Source organism: Vibrio coralliilyticus ATCC BAA-450, from assembly GCF_000176135.1.
Taxonomy (GTDB): domain Bacteria; phylum Pseudomonadota; class Gammaproteobacteria; order Enterobacterales; family Vibrionaceae; genus Vibrio; species Vibrio coralliilyticus.
In genome coordinates this window covers 424,343-442,177 of the sequence record NZ_ACZN01000017.1, presented here as the reverse complement: position 1 = coordinate 442,177, position 17,835 = coordinate 424,343, and the positions used below count along the sequence as shown (strand labels likewise).

Below are 17,835 nucleotides of genomic sequence, written 5' to 3'. Positions count from 1 at the left end.
AATGGTAACCCTGTACAGGAGTGGTTAACCGAACTTGCTCTCAAGCTGTTCGGCGGTCTGCCAGCTGTCGTGGCTCGCAAGTTGTGAGGCATACCGGGCAATATTGGTGTAGCGCTCAAGCAAGCCAAAGTTAGTCAGAATATCAACAATAAATGACATCATAATATCCGCACCAGTGAGTTTATCGGCGACTAGGTAACGCTTACCTTCCAAGCGATGGTCGACATAACTCATGACCTTATGCAGCTCTACCTCGGCATAATCCGGAAGAAAGTTCATTTGAGCGCCATCTTTGGACACGAATATTTTTAGCAATAACGGCAGGGCAGCAGAGCTTTCTGCAAAGTGCAGCCATTGTAGGTAATCGAGGTGGTCATCAGAGCCTTTGGCTGGCGCAAGCTTTTCTGACGCATACTTGTCGATAAGATATTCAGTGATTGCGCCAGACTCCGTAATGACTCGTCCGTCTTCTTCAATCACCGGAGATTTGCCCAGAGGGTGAATAGATTTAAGCTCTGGTGGTGCGAGAAAGGTCACGCTGTCGCGGTGATAAGGTACGATGTCATAATCGATACCCAGCTCTTCCAACAGCCAGATAATACGCTTGGAGCGAGATTGATTAAGGTGATGCAGTTTAATCACGTTGACCTCCGATTATAGTGGATTGTTGGTTTTTACAACCAGTTTGCCAAAGTTCTTACCTTCAAGAAGGCCGATAAATGCTTCTGGTGCCTTGTCAAAACCTTCCACCAAATGCTCGCGATAGTGAATTTTGCCTTCCGCAAGCCACTGGCTCATATCGGTTGCAAACTCTTCATAGCGGTGAGCGTAATCATCAAAGATGATAAAGCCCTGCATTTTGATTCGTTTGATCAGCAGTTGAGCCATCAGCATTGACATTCTGTCAGGGCCTTCAGGAAGAGACGTTGCATTGTATTGAGAAATCAGGCCACACAGTGGAATTCGAGCGCCTGTGTTCAGAAGCGGCATCACAGCGTCAAACACTTTACCGCCAACATTTTCAAAGTAGACGTCGATGCCTTTATCACACGCTTTGGCTAACTGATCTGCAAAATCTTCTGCTTTGTGATCGATACATTCATCAAAGCCGAGCTGTTCTTTAGCATAACGACACTTTTCCTCACCACCGGCAACACCAATAACACGGCAACCTTTGAGTTTACCGATCTGTCCGACCATCGAGCCTACCGCGCCTGTTGCGGCTGCAACTACCAAGGTATCGCCAGCTTTAGGTTGGCCGATATCCAGCAAGCCCATGTAAGCGGTGAAGCCTGGCATACCCATTACACCCAGTGCATAGGAAGGGTGTAATGGGTTCATGCCCATTTTAATCAAGCCTTCACCATCTGAAATGCCATAATCTTGCCAACCAGTGAAAGCCAATACCCATTCGCCCACTTGGTAATCTGGATGATTCGAAACTTCAACCTGACACACTGTGCCGCCGACCATTACATCGTCGATAGCAACAGGGTCTGCATAGGATTTCGCATCGTTCATGCGGCCACGCATGTATGGATCGAGCGACAGATAGACGCTTCGTAGCAGCAATTCACCTTGAGCAGGCGTCGGTTTCTCCGCTTCTTCTAAGCGGAAGTTTTCGGTAACAGGAGCCCCTACAGGGCGTGAAGCAAGGACAATGCGTCGGTTTACGTTGTTAGTCATTGTGTTTCCTATTATTAGACCAGTCGTCTAGTTATAATTTCAAAAAATTCCCGTTGGGTTAATAAGCCAAACGGGAATGTGTAACTTAAGCGCTAAGTAGAGACTCAGTGGTCTCTAAGCTACGTTCAAGATGTGAGTGATCCTGAACCAGTTTGTTTAGAAGGCTAGCGCCAAGCCATTGTTGGTATAGCTGGGTCGCGACTTGCTGCGCATCCAATACCTTTATCGAACCGTCTTCGATACCGGATTCTATGCACTGAGCAATGGAATCAATGACTTGTCCCGCACCGCTTGCAAGAGTGATTCGCATCGGCTCAGACAAGTCAGAAACCTCGGCACTAAGCTTAACCACTAGGCAACGGTTGGCATTGCAGACGCCATTTTCTACATCTAACCAGCGTGAGAAGTACCCCATTAAACGTTGGTTGCCAGTACCTTCATCAGCATTAAAAATCGCATTGATGCGAGCTAGGTAGCTTCTGAAATAGTCTTCAATAAGTGCTTCACCAAATTGTTCTTTGGATTTGAAATAGTGATAAAAGGAACCTTTTGGCACATCGGCAGTTTTGAGCAATTCAGATAAACCGACGGCGGTGAAACCTTTGTTCACTACTAATTCGTAACCCACATTGAGAATATGTTGGCGAGTGTCGTTTGTTTTTTCATTCATGGAGCGGACTATAGATTAAATTAGACCAGTCGTCTAGTGGTTGTTGGTCTTTATAAAACATGAACGAACGATGGAGTGGGAAATAGCGCTTGCTCCTGTGATAGGAGCAAGCAGAGTAAGTAAGATGAAGCCCTAGAGTTTCAGTGGTAGCACGTCTCTGCTTTCAGAGTGAGCGCCAGTCTCTAGCTGTTTAAGATATTCTTTTGATTGAGTATGTACCGCTTGGCTCCGCCCGTTGTCTTTGGCCTGATAAAGGGCAGTATCGGCCGCTTTAATGAGTTCGGTGGTAGAGGTATTTAAATCTGGGAAGGTCGTTACCCCAATTGAGACACCAAGTTGACCCAGAGATAAGCCCTTCATGTCTAAATGCAAATCTCTGACGGAATTGACAATTTGGTTCGCCAGCTCCATAGATTCGCTGATGGAGCAATTAGGGCTTATCACCGCCAGTTCTTCACCACCAAGACGACAGGCAACGTGTTCGTCGCCAATTTCGCGTTTCAGCAAGTTTGCGACTTCCTTGAGAACATAATCTCCCGCGTCATGGCCGAAGTTATCATTAAAACGTTTGAAATGATCTAAATCCAACATCAGCAAGGACATCGGACAATCATCTTGAGAGGCTTTCGCCCATTCTTTTTCGAATATCTCCTCAAAGTAACGGCGATTGAAGAGCCCCGTTAACGGATCGCGCATCGCCTGCGAGCGCAGTTTCTCTTGAAGGCTCAAGTTAGCTAATGCCAATCCGAGATGCTCAGCAATCGTGAAGGCGAGTTGTTTGATGTCTTCGGATATTTCTTCAGATTGTTCATCAAAATAGAGATGGAACATGCCGACAGTATTACCATGAGCGGTTAGCGGAACGCACAACGTGAGCCCTTCAATGGAAGAACTACTCATATGGGTGCAAGAGAGGTTATGGTGTTTTTCTTTCGATAGGTGGTATTTACCTTTGCGTAATGCCCAGCAGTCATTGGGGGCGTAGAGTTTACTCGCGGGCCATTCTCCTCCCCAGTCGAGTTTAACTTCGAGTTGATTGCGTGAGTCACGCATGATGGAAACACAACCGTTCACTTTGCCTAGCACTCTTGGAATGATGTCTGCGACGACAACTTGTGCCTCTTTGACGCTGTTACAAGCGGCGAGCATATTTGCGAGTTGGTGGAGTAGCTCAATCTCTTGAGTACTTTTTTGAATACGGTACTCCTGTTGATCTCTTTCTTCTTTAACAAGCTTGTAGATTTTTCGGTTACTCAACCAGGTTAAGAGAATCAAAATGGCCAGCGAAAATGCCATTAGCGCGTGCTCAATTAATTTGAGGTCGGCGGACATGGCATAAAGCGAAGTCATTGGCATCGCGAGTCTGAGAACATAAGTTGAGTCGTGGCCATGGTCGTCTTCAGGAAGTTCGAGCTTCTTAGCGACATAAAGTAACTCTTGGTTTAAGGACTGGCTAAATCGTTTGGATAAACCAGTTTCACCGGAAAGAGCAGCACTTATCTCGGGTCTGCTACTGTGATCTTCCAACTGGGAAATCTCCCTATTGGTAAGTTGTGAGTCTCCCAGCACGGCTCCCGAGCTGTGTATGATGGTAAATCTTTGTTCAAAGCTGGATTGCGAAAGGTTATCGAGGAAGTCGTCTATTTCAGGTTGGCTCATGTCATAGAGGTCGAGCTCTTTTTCTTGAATCTGATGCGAGACGTCGTCAAGCAGATTAGACATGTAGTTACTGACGATATCAGTTACCCAATTGTCTAGGGTTTTGTCGTAATAGTAACCACCGACTACCATAGAAAGAGCAAGGGCGAGAATTGGGAAATATTGAAAACGACTTAAAGAAGAGCGAACCATAGAATCCTCGTGTTAACTGCTACAAAAACTGATGATTTACGTAAAAAGTCAAACGATATTGTCTAGTGATATTAATATTAACGATATGTAAGTGTAGAAGGTCTTAAGTGTTATGCAATTGCGTTATTGCTCTATGGTTGCATAGAACTTTCTCATTTAATCATTGGCTTATGTGAAGGAGACAGGATGAAGTGGTTGCGTTTAGGAACAATCATTCTTGCTCTAGTGGCACTAAAACCTTGTGCTGCAAGGCCGGTTGATTTGGTCACACTTGAATACCCGCCCTATATAGAAATGCAGGGACAGCAGGTTTCAGGGGTTGCTGTAGAGCTAGTGAGGTATGTGTTCCATCAGTTGGAAACACCAGTCAACATCACCGTATTGCCTTGGGCCAGAGCCCTTACACTGGTAAAGCGTGGTCGTGCGGATGGCATTTTCACCGCCTTTAAAAATCCTGAGCGAGAAAAATTTGCAGATTTTAGTCAAAATGTGCTCTTCGTCCAAAATATTAGTTTGATGGCGCTTAAAGGTAGTGACTACAAACCTGAGGAAATTTTAGCGGGTGATGTATCCAAAATCGCTTTGTGTGTCGTCAATGGTGTGAGTTATGGAAAACGAATGGATGCTAAGATAGAAGAGGGTCGCTTTCGGCTTATTTTCCAGAGAAACAGCACTGTCGAATGCGCTCATCTCGTCCGTACAAAACGCGCTGATATTTGGGTAAACAATGAATTTGGTGCCCGAAGCATTTTGGTCAGAGAAGGACTAGATAGCGACATTGATATTTTATCGCCTCCTATTGAAGCAACGCCCAGCTACATTGCATTTTCCAAAGACCGCAGCCATGCCGAATTGCTCCAGCGCTTTGATCAAGTATTATTCGATATGAAGCAAGATGGACGTTACGAAGCACTCATATATGATTATTTTGAGAACATGAGAGTTAAATGAGAGGTTCTCTTTTCATGTAGACAAAAGCGTTATCTTCGAACGTGAATTGGAACCCGAAGCGTTGATAAAGACTGCCCACACGGTTTCCTTGCAAATAACACAGTTGGATCGGCTTACGTTGGGCGTCGGCTAGCTCAATACAGTATTGCAGTATTTTGCTTCCCATCCCTTTACCGTGGTATCGGGCCAGAAGGAAGAAACGACAAAAATACAGATGCTCGCCTTTATCTTGCAGCAAAAAGCTACCAGCGGGCTGGCCGCCAACAGTCACGATGGTAGGCTGGTCTTCCTGCCATTCTTCATGATGAATACGCTGCTGTACTTCTTCATCCCAACCAAATATGGCTTTTATCGCTTCGTATTCTGCGTTCTTTTTGAGAGAGAATAAGAAGTCGAAATCGCCCGGTGTGGCCGGGCGAAAATCAAAGTCGATCATGCATCAACCAGCTCATAAGTAATCAGGAATAGCTCGTCGGTGTTGGGGTAGATTTCACGAATCAGCTGCTTAAGCTTTGGCAGTTCAATCGCTTCTTGCTCAGCGTGAAACTCGTTGATGTCTTCAAAGTGAAGGGGCTCTACCGCTAGGATCTTCACCTCACACACTTTTTCGTCTTTCTCCAAAGTGAATACTTCAACCTGAGTACCCGGCACGTAATGAGATTCTGACTCATCACGAATGGTAATGGTTTTCTTACCAGAAGTGATCAGTGGAGTAAGAAACTCAAAAAAGAGAATTTTGGTAGGTGCGTTCATCATGAATCCTTGTTTTGACGCTTGTGCTTAGGCACATAATTGAGAATGGAAATAGGCACAGGTTTACGCGGTTCAAACCCTTCAACTTCGCGACGTTCAATCAGATGGCCGAGTCGGCTTTCGATCATGCACAAATTCTTGAAGTTATCTTTTGAGACAAAGGAGATGGCCTCGCCTTGTGCGTCCGCACGACCTGTTCGACCAATACGGTGCACGTATTCGTCAGCAGGGAAAGGCAGGTCATAGTTAATCACACGAGTTAGCCCTTCAATATCAATACCACGAGCGCCGACTCCAGTGGCGATCATGTATTGGATTTTTCCAGCTTTGAAATCTTCGAGTAATTTAGAACGTACCGCTTGGCTACGACCGCTGTGGAACGCCTCTGCTTCAATACCGCGCTTTTCCAACTGTTGAGCCAATTTCGCAGCACCGTGTTTAGTCTCGATGAAGATCAGCGCTTGATCCCAGTCATTTTCTTTGATCAAGTGGCTTAACAGCGCTGACTTCTTGTCTTTATCGACCGTAATTAGCCATTGTTCGATGTTCTTTTTCGACGCTTGGTTGGCCGCGATGGAAATCTCATAAGGGTCGTGTACTGCCGTTTTCGCCAAATCACGAACTTTGTTCGACAGAGTCGCGGAGAACAGCAAGTGCTGGATATCGGTTGGCAGTCGGTCAAGGATTTTGTTGATGTCGTCAATAAACCCCATATCGAGCATGCGGTCGGCTTCATCCAGCACCAACATTTCTACTTCCTCAAAATGTACGGCGCGTTTGCCATACATATCGATCAGTCGACCGGGTGTCGCGACCAGAATATCAACGCCTTCAATTAGGGCCTGTTTCTGTGCCTGTTCATCCACACCACCGTACATCGCAAGTGAAGTAAGAGCGAGGTGTTGGCCGTAATCTCGAATCTTCTCTTCAACCTGTACAGCCAGCTCACGTGTTGGCGTGAGAATCAAACCACGAATACGTTTCTTACGCTGAGTTTCGCCCTGACTCAATTTTTCGAGCATTGGCAATACAAAGCTGGCGGTTTTACCTGTACCTGTTTGTGCGGCTGCAATTAAATCTTCGCCACGCAGAACCACGGGAATGGCTTTGGTTTGAATTGTTGTGGGTTTGTCATAACCCAGTTGCTGAATGGCGTCGGTAATTGGTTGGCTTAAGCCGAGCTTAGAGAATGGCATCTGTACACTCTGAATCTGAATAGTGAAGCGGGGTAAACCCTGTGTTTGGCGCAGAGTTTAGCATGAATACACTCATCACGGGATCTCTACCCGCCTTAATTCTTGTCGGATCAGCAGCGATTTAGGGAGTAAGAATTTCTGTCACGATTTCGGTTTTAACAGAGTTGGCGATGAAACAGTGTTGATGAGCGAGGTTATGCATCTTCTCTAACTGGGCGTAATCAGGTTGCTTGCTACCAGAAAACACGATGTTAGGTCTTAGGGTTACTTTCGTTACCGAGGTTCGACCTTTGTCATCTTCTTCCATAATGCCTATGGCTTCATCAACATAAGAGTCGATGACGTAACGACGTTTAGCAGCGATGCCCAGAAAAGTCAGCATGTGGCAGCTTGAAATAGCGGCAATAAATGCCTCTTCAGGATCGACATTTTCTTCGACCGAATAAGGCAATGGAACCACATGAGGTGATGCTGAAGCGGGGACACTGACACCTCCATCGAACTCCCACTGGTGCCCACGGCTGTATTGATTGTCACTAAATTTTTCGTGCTCGGCTCGCTGCCAACGAATAGTTGCCCTGTAGTCTGACATCTTTCCTCCTTGAATATCGCACTGGGCATCTTTACATACTAAGCCGTATATGAATACTGATTTCGGCCACCACTTTTGCTTCGATAAATTTGCTCATCAACGCGGTTGATAAAGGTTTCCACATCTTCACGACTTCTTGTTACTGCGCCGAGGCTTAAGGTGATGGCAATCGTCTTATTTTAAAAGAGTAACGGTGTCGAACGGAATGGATTGGTTCAGGGCAATCAATGCTATCCCAAAACTCTGATAGTGACTATTTTTCACTAAATCCAAGGACTTGTTAGGCTGTGCGTTAAGACAGCCCCTATACTGTGAAACGTTAGGGATGAATAACAAGGAAACCAAGCCAATGAAACGCGCTTACACTCTGACACTACTCGCGAGTCTCACTATGACAGCCAATACTTACGCAGCGGATTCCGCCGACATGGTGCTAACTAATGCCAGCATCTATGGCTATCAAACTGCGGATTCAATTGCCATTTCGAAAGGTAAAATTCTTTACGTAGGCAAAGCCTCAGACATGCAGAGCTTCACTCGCTCATCGACGGAAACCATAGATTTAGACGGTGGCTTTATTGCGCCCGGCTTTATCGACAATCACAACCATGTCTTCGAGGCTGCATCAGAAGCAGGAGGCCAGTGTGAGCTGAGTATGGATGCGGGATTAGAAGAGCAAATCCCTTACCTGAAAGCATGTCGTAAAGACGCGCGTCGAGGGGAGTGGGTGATGGGCTACGGTTTCTCGATCGAGGCATTACTGGCAGAGGACAACAGACGTACGCCTCTGGAGGTCATTGATTCAGTCTTTCCTGATCAGCCAGTCATCATCATGGAGCAAACTTCGCACTCAATGTGGGTCAATTCTGCAGCACTAGAAAAAGCAGGGATCAACAAGAATTCGCCAGAGCCGCAAGGCGGGAAGATTCTCAAAGACGAATACACAGGCGAGCTCAATGGTATCTTGTTGGATAACGCCGGCGATATCGTGATGGAGATAGCGTGGAACAGCCTTGAAGAGCAATTCGATCAAAGCTACGAAGGTATGATGACTGGTTTGGATGAAGCTCGCTCACACGGTATTACGACCATCGGTGATGGCCGACTTTACTGGAAGCGTGGGTGGTATGAAGTATGGAAGGAAGCCGAGAAACGGGGTGACCTCACTGCGCGTGTTTCCTTAAGACCTTGGATTTACCCGACGGATTCAATGCAGCCGCAGTTATCGTTTTTGTCTGAGGTATTAGCGACGGACAAATCTCAGCTACTTCTGGTGGATCAGGTCAAAATGTACAGTGACGGAATTTTAGTTAATGGGACAGCGAAGACGCTTGCACCTTATCTGGATACTTACATCCCAGATGAGCCTTACGGCATCAACTACATCCCACCCGAGGCGATGGAAGAGTGGCTCAAAGCATTGGATAAGATTGGCTATGGTGCCCACATCCATGCGATAGGTGATGGTGCGATTCGTGAATCACTCAATGCTATAGAAGCGATGCGTCAGCAAGGCGGTGCAAAGGATTACACACTGACACACGTTGAGTTGGTGAACTCTAAAGATGTAGAACGTTTTGCGAAATTGAATGTGACTGCGGATTTTCAAGTCGGCTCTGATTACGTTGCTTATCATGATCATCAATGGGCAGAAGCGTTTCTTGGAGCCAAGCGTACACGTGCTTTGATGAACCTGAAAGCCATCTTCGACACAGGGGCTAACGTCTCCTTAAGCAGTGACTGGAATGTACACGACATCAACCCGCTGGTGGGCATTGCCAATAGCCTAATCATGGGGAAAACGGGCCTGCCAAGTGTTGAAGATGCGATAGACGCCTATACTATCAATGCGGCAACAAGCTTAGGTCTTGATGATATTACAGGGTCAATAGAAGTGGGTAAGGCGGCGGATTTTGCCATCTTGTCGCGTGACATTACCCAATTGTCTGCCGAGAAAATCAAAAAGACAGATATATGGATGACGATTCTTAACGGTCAAATCGTCTACGACATCGACGAATAAGTCACAACGCCGCACGTTAAACGTGCGGCGTTGTATTTTGAGGGATTAGCGTGTTGAAATCACCGATATTTTTAGCCGAAGTTGCTGTTAAACAAGCATTCATTCTAATGTTAGCGGTGCCCATGTTATTTGAGCTGACGTTTGATGCGATGCAGGAGATGGATAGAAGCAATCAGTCGTCCATTTTAGCGGTGGTCGGTCTGTTGATGGCGGCTGCGATTGTGGGAGTATTTGAAGCTACGTACCAGAAAACCAATATCCATCAGCAATCCCATCGCTTGCTTGCTCATCTTACTAAAGCATTGCTTTTTATAGGTATTTCAGAGCTGATGATGTTGGCCGTCGCGACGATTGGCACGACAGAAAACGTTTACGACGACCCACTGCTTTGGGCTTTGGTGCCAATTTATATTGCGTTATACCTTTATGACTGGTGGGACGCATTAGTCTCCGATTAAGCAAGAAACTCGTGGCATTGCTTCAGTGACTCGATGATCTGATGACCTGTTTTAGAGAGAGTCAATCCCGGTCTCCAACTTAATTCCACCCGTCGGGGGATCTCACTTTGTTCAAATTCAGACGTTAATCTAACCAACGTACCATCCTGAATTTGCTGAGTGATATTAGCGAGCGGGAGAAAAGCAAACCCTTGTCCAGCTTCGAGTAGCTTGATTAACATGGTTAGGTCATTGATTACCGCGTAATCTGGACTGTATCCTTCGCCTTCTTCGTCACCTAACTGTCCCCAAATTAGCTCTTTGTACTCGCTTAATACATCCACCGATATGGGCTGAGCAGAAGCAAGAGCGAGAGAGTGGTGGCATACCAGACCTTCAAGATAGTTGCCCAACTTTGTGTATTCCACATCGTCCTGATGGAGCTGATTTGACTCATGCTGGACAACAAGATCGGTTTCGCCATTAAGTAAAGCATCTCGTAAGCCTGTTTGTTCATCGCGATAGATTTCTACATGAAGGTTAGGTAATAGGAATAGCTGTTGAATGGCATTTAACAAAGGGGCCTCAGGCACGTAATGCTCAATACCAATACGAATTGTTGTAGGCTCTCCTGCGCTCAAAGCGGAAGCTTTTTCAGCCAGCTTTTCTAGCTGTGCCAGTGTATGAGTCAGTGATGGAAGCAGTTGTTCACCTTGTTGGCTAAGCGTGCTTTTGTTTCCTGTGCGGTCAAAGAAACTGACGCCAAGATCAATCTCCAGATCGGAGATCCATTGGCTAACTTGAGACTGCTTTTTGCCGAGCTTTCGCGCTGCTGCGGAAATAGAGCCTGTTTCGATAGCTAGAAGGAGCGCTTTTAGGTGCGTGGTGTTCATCCGTGAATTCCAAGAGAGAAGAGCAACAGGGCTTATTGTAAAAGATACCAAATTCGTTGTGAATGGTTGATTAGGGCTCTGATTATCACCGTGAATATCTCTCTTAATGTCGAGTGCGAGCGATGAGATGTTGCTCCCATACAGATGTTTCCCAGCGGCATGCAACATCGACTTTTATGCTCATACCGCTCAATCTACAAAGCACTAGAATAGCATTCTGATCGCTGTTTTATCGCGCTTGTCTAAACTTATTTAAGGGATCAACTTCATCAGAAATGAAGGAAGTGACGTATCGTAAGGAGAAACGATGAGAACACCATTTGCTTTAGCCGCGCTACTGCTTAGCTCGCCAGCGTTATCTGCCGACTGCAGTGACTTTTTTCAAAGCGTTTCCTTTGGCAACATCGCCCGCCTAAACGCTTCAGAGCACCCTCAGCAGTGTGTTAATACGTTGTCTAGCAACGGAAAAACGGCCGTCTATATCGCGACAGAAAATGATGATCCTGCAATGATTGCTTGGTTGGTCAAGCAAGGGGCCGATCTCAAACAACGTTCTCGCTATGACGATATTAACTACACGCCGTTTCTAATGGCAGGGGCTAAAGGCAAAAATAAAGCGTTGGTTGAGCTATTAAAGTATGACATCGATTTTGCTTCGACCAATCATTACGGTGGCACAGCTTTGATTCCTGCTGCTGAGAAAGGTTACCTTGAAACCGTTAAAATTTTGCTCGAAGATGGCCGGACAAACATCAATCATGTTAATGACCTTGGCTGGACAGCATTAATGGAAGTGGCGGTACTGGGTAAAGACACGGAAAACTATCAGATGATAGTTAAAGAGCTTTTAAAACATGGTGCCGATGCCAATATCAGAGACAACCAGGGGGAAAGTGCTCTGCAACACGCTGAGAGCCGTGGATTAACTCATATTGCTGAAATTCTTAAAAAGTCGGGTTAAGTATCCAATGGAAAGCTGGCTGTGAAGCCAGCTTTCTTGTGTCGATTAGTAAATTGAAAATCGAGTCACTACAGCGCCGTGATCGGACGGATGCATCTCACTATGGCCATCATCCAGTAGGCAGTAGCTCTCTTCTGCACTCAGATTATCTCCTTTATACAAGATAAAATCGATTCTCCCTGCACCTGAATTGCCTTTGAAGAAGGGTGTCCATGTGATGCATTTATTGTGTAGAACATCTGGGTTTACTTCGCGATAGCTATCAACGTAGTTGTGGCTATCTGCCACTCTCATGGTAGGTAAGTCGATATTACCGCGACCAAAGATATTGGTTTCCGCCGTTGTATCTACATAGGACAAGGTATTAAAGTCCCCCCCAATAATGACAGGAATGCCTTGTTCAGAGTCTTTTTCGATTTGCGTCAGAATGCCTTCGAGCGGTTGTGCTCTCGCTGAATCATCCTTGGTGATCAATTCTTGATTAGAATATGCAGGATCCGGTAACAAGTTGACGATGTCGTCGCCTGAAGTTAGCCAGATTGAATAAGCGTCTACAAGCTTACCGTTGCCCATATCAATTCTGACACCACAAATGTGGTTGTTACAGCTGCCTAAGGTTTCCTTAATCGGGTAGCGACTGAAAATCGCGAGGTTATCATTAGCACCGGAGGTTCTGTATTCAAACCCTAGGCGGTTAGCTAATGCCTCCTGATAACCATAAGCTTCCTGCATAAAGATAACATCGGCACCAGAGTGAATGATCTGTTCATAAACGTATTCTTGGCTACGCAGAGGATCCGGCGCCGACCCTGCATGCCAGATGTTGTATGACATGGTTGTCAGCTCGTCCGGGTTCTGATTCGCCGCTTCTGTGGTGAATTGCCAAACGTCTCCGGTTACTTTGTCTGAAGAGGACTCAACATCAACTCGCCAGTAGTATTGGGTCTCTGGCAGCAAACTGCGGGTCTGAAGTGCTTTGTCTGTTGTCGTCCACTCATACAGTACATTCGAGAAATCTGAGCGGTCAGAAACCAACACTTTGTAAGTGACGTCCTGCTGTGCCTTAAACTCATCAGGATGCGACCATTGCAGCAGCGTGTCTGTACTGCTCACACCTGTAACCCCTGTGGACGGAACAGGGTTATTGACTGGCAGTGTACGTCTTTCGCCTAAATCATAGCGATAGAGTGCTCTGGCATATTGTGCTCCCATATCCTGTGAATAGACACGAATGTTGTCCATTGCAACGTCAGCAGAAGGGATGTCTTCCAAGTGACTGTCATACCCTGGACTTGCCCCGAACGCGAGGTGCATAGAAGCCAAAGCAATTGGTGCGCCTGTCGCTACTCGCTCACCATTGAGATAAACGCTGGTTGAGTGTTGGTTGCTTGCCATAGTGAGTTGTACCCACTTTCCGCGGGGAACCTTAACTCCAGAAAACAATTGGCTCGGTAATTGAGTATCTGGAATTTGTGTACCTTCGTACTTACGCCATAGCTCTAGTGTGTCGTCTTGTGTATTCAGCAATAAGACGGGCTCTCGGCTTCTCGCTTCACCGTGTGAACCGTTCATTAGTGAGAGAACTTCCTGCTCCGGCTGGGTTTCTTCGAGCTTAAACCAGAAGCTGACGGTTCTGTGCTCTGACGCTCTTAGATCGGAAAATCGAAGCGCGTTAAGGCCAGTCAATGATTTCGCTATTGAGCCGTCAAAGGAGGGGACGTCTAGTAGAGAGCCTAGCTCTTCGATAGTAACAGGGTATGTCTTGCCTACATTCTGCGGGCTCACCTTAGAGCCTGTTGGCGGATTATCGAAATCCATACCAATAGTAAGATTGAAGTTGGTCGCTCGTGGGTTAATGTCAAGATCGCGAGTATCTTGCTCAACAATGACCTCCTCATCACAACCTATGAGTAGACCAATAAGTGATATCGTCACAAAAGAGCGTTTAAACGATAATGAAGCGAAACGTTTGGGAAGCAGCATAGCCTTCTATCCTCAGTAAAATGTGAATCTGAGAATAGAAATGGAATATTAACTTTTTGCTTATTGGCTATTAACCTAAAATAACGACCTTCATTAGTTTTTATTTTGAGCTCAAACATGAATATCACGGTTATTATTTTGGTTGAATAGCATAAGGATTATTGATTGGTTCTGAGATGAATCATATTAAATATATTCCCTGAGCGTTTGAGTTGGTTGGTTGTGATAAATAGGAGAGTTTAATATAAATCTTGTTTATTGATTTTATTTATTGGCAATGAAATAGCGATGTTTCTGAAATAAAAAAATAATATTGGTGGAGAAGAGCATCCTTGCTGCAATCTGAGACTCTGTTCTAAAGCGTATTGTAATTTACTGCAACATCCCTGAGTGAACTTGTAACCCTAGTTGGGAGAGAGAATAAATTTTCCCTTCCTCTTTCACGACCAAACCACTGTTAACCAGTTGCTTGAGGTGGAAGTTAAACTTGGTGTGATCCTCAATACCAACCACACGACATAAATCCATGAATTTGAGTTTGCGGTGCACTTTAAGTTGTTTGATGACACTGCGGCGTATCGGGTTCGATAATGCACTGAAAATCAGATCGTTATTGCGTTCCTGTTTAGGTGTCTTTGGAGAACGTTCGGCATGAACACGTTTTAATGTCACCGATAATGTCGGCAAATTAAACGGCTTGGTCAGAAACTCATCCGCGCCCTTTTTCATGGCGTCGACAGCGACATCAACAGTGGCAAAAGCTGTGGTAATCACTATGCCGATATTAGGGTGGAGGCGGCGCAAGGCGGTTAGCGCTTCAACTCCCGTCATACCAGGCATAACAACGTCAAATAGCGCCAAATCAAAAGGGTTTTCTGAGGCGGCGTCTAAAGCATCTTCTGCGTTGTCGAAAGCCGTGACTTCAAAAGATTCTAGAGTCAGTGCCTCAATCAAGACTTCTCTCAGTTCTTGATCATCTTCGGCTAGCAGGAGTTTCAATGTCATTCGATATTCCTAGGTAAACGAATTTCCACAGTGAGGCCGGTGACTTGGTCACTCTTCTTGGAGTTCCTGAGCAGCAGCTCCCCACCATGTTGTAGTATGATTTGGTTGCTAATAGCAAGGCCCATCCCAGTCCCTTCACCTCGCGGTTTGGTGGTAAAGAAAGGGGTCTTAGCTTGTTCTAGCTTTTCCTGAGGCATGCCAGTACCCCAGTCAGAAATGGAAAGTATGGCCACAAGCTTATCTTGATACGTTTCGATGTAGAGCTGCTTGTGGCTTTGGCTGGCGTCGATTGCGTTACTGATTATATTGGTCATCACTTCTTCCAATTGCCCAGCATCGCCAGTGACACTCAGTGTCTCGTCAAGGCTTAATCCTATTTGGAAGCCTTCCAGGCGATATTGATTCAGCGACAACGCGGACTGAATGACTTTTGCAACACACACATTTTCACGTTCAATTGGTTTGTGGTGGGCGTAGTTCAGTACTTCGTGACTGATTTCCGCTGAACGTTCCAAGCCTTGACGAATACGCGAGATGTGTCGTTTATAAGTGTCGTCTTCAGGCAAGCTATTCTCGAGTAAATCGCAGCTCATCATTGCGCTACTGAGCGGGGTTTTTATTTCATGGGCAACCGCAGAGGTGAGTTCACCCAGCTCTTTAAGTTTGGCATCCTGCTGGGTTTGTTGAATCGCGGCTTCGATTTGCTTGTTTTTCTCATCATCAAACACCCGCAAAGCGGACCAAAGCGTGACCAAAATGGCGAGTGCACAAGCGGTACGCAATATCAGTACCCACAGACCATAATCGACAGTCAGTATACCAGCGCTGAAACCATACAAGATGAGAGCTAGGCCCGTAAGCTTGAATGGCAGTGAGGCGCCATGGCCTTCTTTTTCCAGTACGTTGGCGTAGCTCATCATGGCAAAACCGGATAAAGCACCGGCGCCTAGACCGAATACCCAGCGTATTTGGTTCGCAGTATTGTTGAGATAAACAGCAAATTCGTTGTGACCGTAGCGATAAAACAGGCTGAACACAAACAGAGTTACGACCGCAAGCGTGCCCCCTTTGAGTACGCGAGTATAGCGCCAGCGGGTAAGATCGAGCATTTTCCAAGCAAACGCCCCCAATGCGATGTAGGAAACCCAAAGTTTAAACACCATGAAGATGTGTAAATCGCGGGTGAGGGGAAAATCGTGCTCATAAAGGACTAGGTACAGTTCAGACCATTCGTGAAAACCATGAATTAGACCAAACAACGCCAGCGTGGGGAGTGCGGAGGCAATGGCAATACGGCTTTTTTTAAGATTGCGAAACAGGATCGCAAAGAAGATGGCAAAAAACGCCAACCCGTACAGCAGGTAGATCTTGAAGATGAGTAGCATGTCCATCGGTTAATCTTAATTGAGCATGAACTCTTCATCAATGCTTAATCTAAGCGTTTTATAAATAGCATTGAGTATATATTTTATTACACTTTGAATTAGCCTAAGAATATTCTGTGAAGTTTTTTTATCAAATTATATTTGGTTTCTATAATTGTTATTCACGACTAGTTGGTTGACATCGTTTTTTAATAAATCTGTCACATTGTATTTCTAATCTCCGCTTTGTTGATTGGTCAGCATCGATCGACTGTTGAAGTTATTTCAATATCTTTAGTTTTACTTGAACACTAAAACTAATACGGGCTAATTAGATTTCACTTTAATTAGCCCTACCATTTGCTTATTTATATCGGAGATATATTGTGAAATTCATCAAATCAGCTCTAGTGACTTCAGTACTGGCGGCAGCATCCTTTGGCGTAGCTGCCAACACGACGATTAACGGCGCTGGTGCGACATTCCCTCACCCTATCTACGCTAAGTGGGCTGAGCAGTACCAAAAGGAAACGGGCGTTCAGATCAACTATCAGGCGATTGGTTCAGGCGGCGGTATCCGTCAGATCACAGCAAAAACCGTCGATTTTGGTGCGACGGATGCACCTCTGACTATCGAAGAGCTGAAAAAAGAAGGAATGATTCAATTTCCAATGGTAATGGGGGCTATCGTTCCTGTTGTTAACATCCCTGGCATCGATGCCGGTGAAGTTAAGCTAACAGGTAAAGTGCTGGCAGACATCTACCTAGGTAACATCAAGAACTGGAATGACCCAGCGATTGCAGCCATCAATAAAGGCGTTGAGCTACCAAGCCAACCTATCTATGTGGTTCACCGTTCAGACGGTTCAGGCACAACCTTCAACTTTACTGAGTACCTTGACCAAGTTAGCCCTGAGTGGCACGAGCAAATTGGAGTTGGTAAAGACATTACATGGCCAAGTAAAGCGACCACTATCGGCGGCAACGGTAATGCAGGGGTTGCGAACTTCGTAAACCGTACGCGTGGTGCAATTGGTTACGTTGAGTATGCGTTTGCCAAGCAAAACAATCTTGCTTACACCCAGATGCAAGCGCACGACGGTGATTTCCTGATGCCAACGATGGAAAACTTCCAATCAGCGGCTGCAAACGCGGATTGGGATAATGCTCCGGGCTACCACTTGCTATTGAACAACCAGCCGGGTGCACACTCATGGCCAATGACTGCTGCGACTTTCATCCTAATGCACAAAAATCAGGCTGATGCAGGCAAAGCGAAAGAAATCGTTAAGTTCTTTGAATGGAGCTACACACAAGGTAAAGCTGCGGAAGAACTCGATTACATCCCGATGCCAACCAAGGTTGTGAACATGGTGAACGACACTTGGAAGCAAGGTCTGAAATCTGACGGTAAAACGATCATTCACTAATGAACCTATGCCTCACCAGCTCGGCTGGTGGGGCTGATTA

General features: G+C 45.8%; 17 protein-coding genes. 5 read left to right on the top strand and 12 right to left on the bottom strand.

Annotation, left to right across the window (positions count from 1 at the left end; genetic code table 11):
- Nucleotides 1-24 precede the first annotated feature (24 nt).
- The 4 genes from VIC_RS17195 to VIC_RS17180 all read right to left on the bottom strand — a co-directional run bounded on the left by VIC_RS17195 (nt 25) and on the right by VIC_RS17180 (nt 4,207).
- Nucleotides 25-642, bottom strand: coding sequence for a glutathione S-transferase family protein (locus VIC_RS17195; RefSeq protein ID WP_006961349.1), 618 nt, complete (start codon nt 640-642; stop codon nt 25-27).
- A gap of 12 nt (nt 643-654) precedes the next feature.
- A complete protein-coding gene (locus VIC_RS17190; RefSeq protein WP_006961348.1) occupies nt 655-1,686 on the bottom strand; it encodes an NADP-dependent oxidoreductase in 1,032 nt (343 codons plus the stop codon).
- Nucleotides 1,687-1,771: 85 nt separating this feature from the next.
- Complete coding sequence (locus tag VIC_RS17185) at nt 1,772-2,356, bottom strand: TetR/AcrR family transcriptional regulator (RefSeq protein ID WP_006961347.1); 585 nt, start codon at nt 2,354-2,356, stop codon at nt 1,772-1,774.
- Between the two features lie 132 nt (nt 2,357-2,488).
- Nucleotides 2,489-4,207: a sensor domain-containing diguanylate cyclase gene (locus VIC_RS17180; protein WP_006961346.1), complete on the bottom strand. Its 1,719-nt coding sequence runs from the start codon at nt 4,205-4,207 to the stop codon at nt 2,489-2,491.
- A 186-nt stretch (nt 4,208-4,393) separates the two neighbouring features.
- On the opposite strand from VIC_RS17180, the gene VIC_RS17175 reads away from it, so the two are divergent.
- Complete coding sequence (locus VIC_RS17175; RefSeq protein WP_006961345.1) at nt 4,394-5,158, top strand: substrate-binding periplasmic protein; 765 nt, start codon at nt 4,394-4,396, stop codon at nt 5,156-5,158.
- Here VIC_RS17175 and VIC_RS17170 read toward each other — a convergent pair.
- The 4 genes from VIC_RS17170 to VIC_RS17155 all read right to left on the bottom strand — a co-directional run bounded on the left by VIC_RS17170 (nt 5,151) and on the right by VIC_RS17155 (nt 7,699).
- Nucleotides 5,151-5,591: a GNAT family N-acetyltransferase gene (locus VIC_RS17170; RefSeq protein ID WP_039952245.1), complete on the bottom strand. Its 441-nt coding sequence runs from the start codon at nt 5,589-5,591 to the stop codon at nt 5,151-5,153. The two genes, VIC_RS17175 and VIC_RS17170, sit on opposite strands and share 8 nt — an antisense overlap.
- Nucleotides 5,591-5,914, bottom strand: coding sequence for a N(4)-acetylcytidine aminohydrolase (gene yqfB / locus VIC_RS17165; protein WP_086026961.1), 324 nt, complete (start codon nt 5,912-5,914; stop codon nt 5,591-5,593). The genes VIC_RS17170 and yqfB overlap by 1 nt, the downstream gene beginning before the upstream one ends.
- Nucleotides 5,911-7,107: a DEAD/DEAH box helicase gene (locus VIC_RS17160; RefSeq protein WP_006961342.1), complete on the bottom strand. Its 1,197-nt coding sequence runs from the start codon at nt 7,105-7,107 to the stop codon at nt 5,911-5,913. Before VIC_RS17160 ends, yqfB begins: the two co-directional genes overlap by 4 nt.
- Before the next feature lie 121 nt (nt 7,108-7,228).
- A complete protein-coding gene (locus VIC_RS17155) occupies nt 7,229-7,699 on the bottom strand; it encodes an OsmC family protein (RefSeq protein ID WP_006961341.1) in 471 nt (156 codons plus the stop codon).
- Nucleotides 7,700-8,048: 349 nt separating this feature from the next.
- Here VIC_RS17155 and VIC_RS17150 point away from each other — a divergent pair, with 349 nt between their 5' ends.
- Nucleotides 8,049-9,722 (top strand): amidohydrolase, encoded by a 1,674-nt coding sequence (locus VIC_RS17150; protein ID WP_006961340.1) that lies wholly within the window; start codon nt 8,049-8,051, stop codon nt 9,720-9,722.
- A gap of 53 nt (nt 9,723-9,775) precedes the next feature.
- A complete protein-coding gene (locus VIC_RS27080) occupies nt 9,776-10,180 on the top strand; it encodes a hypothetical protein (RefSeq protein WP_031342908.1) in 405 nt (134 codons plus the stop codon).
- Here the strand turns inward: VIC_RS27080 and VIC_RS17140 are convergent.
- Nucleotides 10,177-11,052 (bottom strand): LysR family transcriptional regulator, encoded by an 876-nt coding sequence (locus VIC_RS17140; protein ID WP_006961338.1) that lies wholly within the window; start codon nt 11,050-11,052, stop codon nt 10,177-10,179. The genes VIC_RS27080 and VIC_RS17140 overlap by 4 nt on opposite strands.
- Before the next feature lie 307 nt (nt 11,053-11,359).
- Here VIC_RS17140 and VIC_RS17135 point away from each other — a divergent pair, with 307 nt between their 5' ends.
- Complete coding sequence (locus VIC_RS17135; protein ID WP_006961337.1) at nt 11,360-12,013, top strand: ankyrin repeat domain-containing protein; 654 nt, start codon at nt 11,360-11,362, stop codon at nt 12,011-12,013.
- A gap of 45 nt (nt 12,014-12,058) precedes the next feature.
- Here the strand turns inward: VIC_RS17135 and VIC_RS17130 are convergent, their stop codons facing one another.
- The 3 genes from VIC_RS17130 to VIC_RS17120 all read right to left on the bottom strand — a co-directional run bounded on the left by VIC_RS17130 (nt 12,059) and on the right by VIC_RS17120 (nt 16,392).
- On the bottom strand, nt 12,059-13,996 hold the full coding sequence (locus VIC_RS17130) for an endonuclease/exonuclease/phosphatase family protein (RefSeq protein WP_006961336.1): 1,938 nt from the start codon (nt 13,994-13,996) through the stop codon (nt 12,059-12,061).
- Between the two features lie 372 nt (nt 13,997-14,368).
- Nucleotides 14,369-15,001, bottom strand: a complete 633-nt coding sequence (locus VIC_RS17125; protein WP_006961335.1) for a response regulator — start codon at nt 14,999-15,001, stop codon at nt 14,369-14,371.
- Nucleotides 14,998-16,392, bottom strand: coding sequence for a sensor histidine kinase (locus tag VIC_RS17120; RefSeq protein WP_006961334.1), 1,395 nt, complete (start codon nt 16,390-16,392; stop codon nt 14,998-15,000). The genes VIC_RS17125 and VIC_RS17120 overlap by 4 nt, the downstream gene beginning before the upstream one ends.
- A 359-nt stretch (nt 16,393-16,751) precedes the next feature.
- Between VIC_RS17120 and pstS the strand changes: the two genes are divergently transcribed.
- Entirely contained in the window at nt 16,752-17,795 is a 1,044-nt protein-coding gene (gene pstS, locus VIC_RS17115) for a phosphate ABC transporter substrate-binding protein PstS (RefSeq protein ID WP_006961333.1), read from the top strand.
- Nucleotides 17,796-17,835 lie beyond the last annotated feature (40 nt).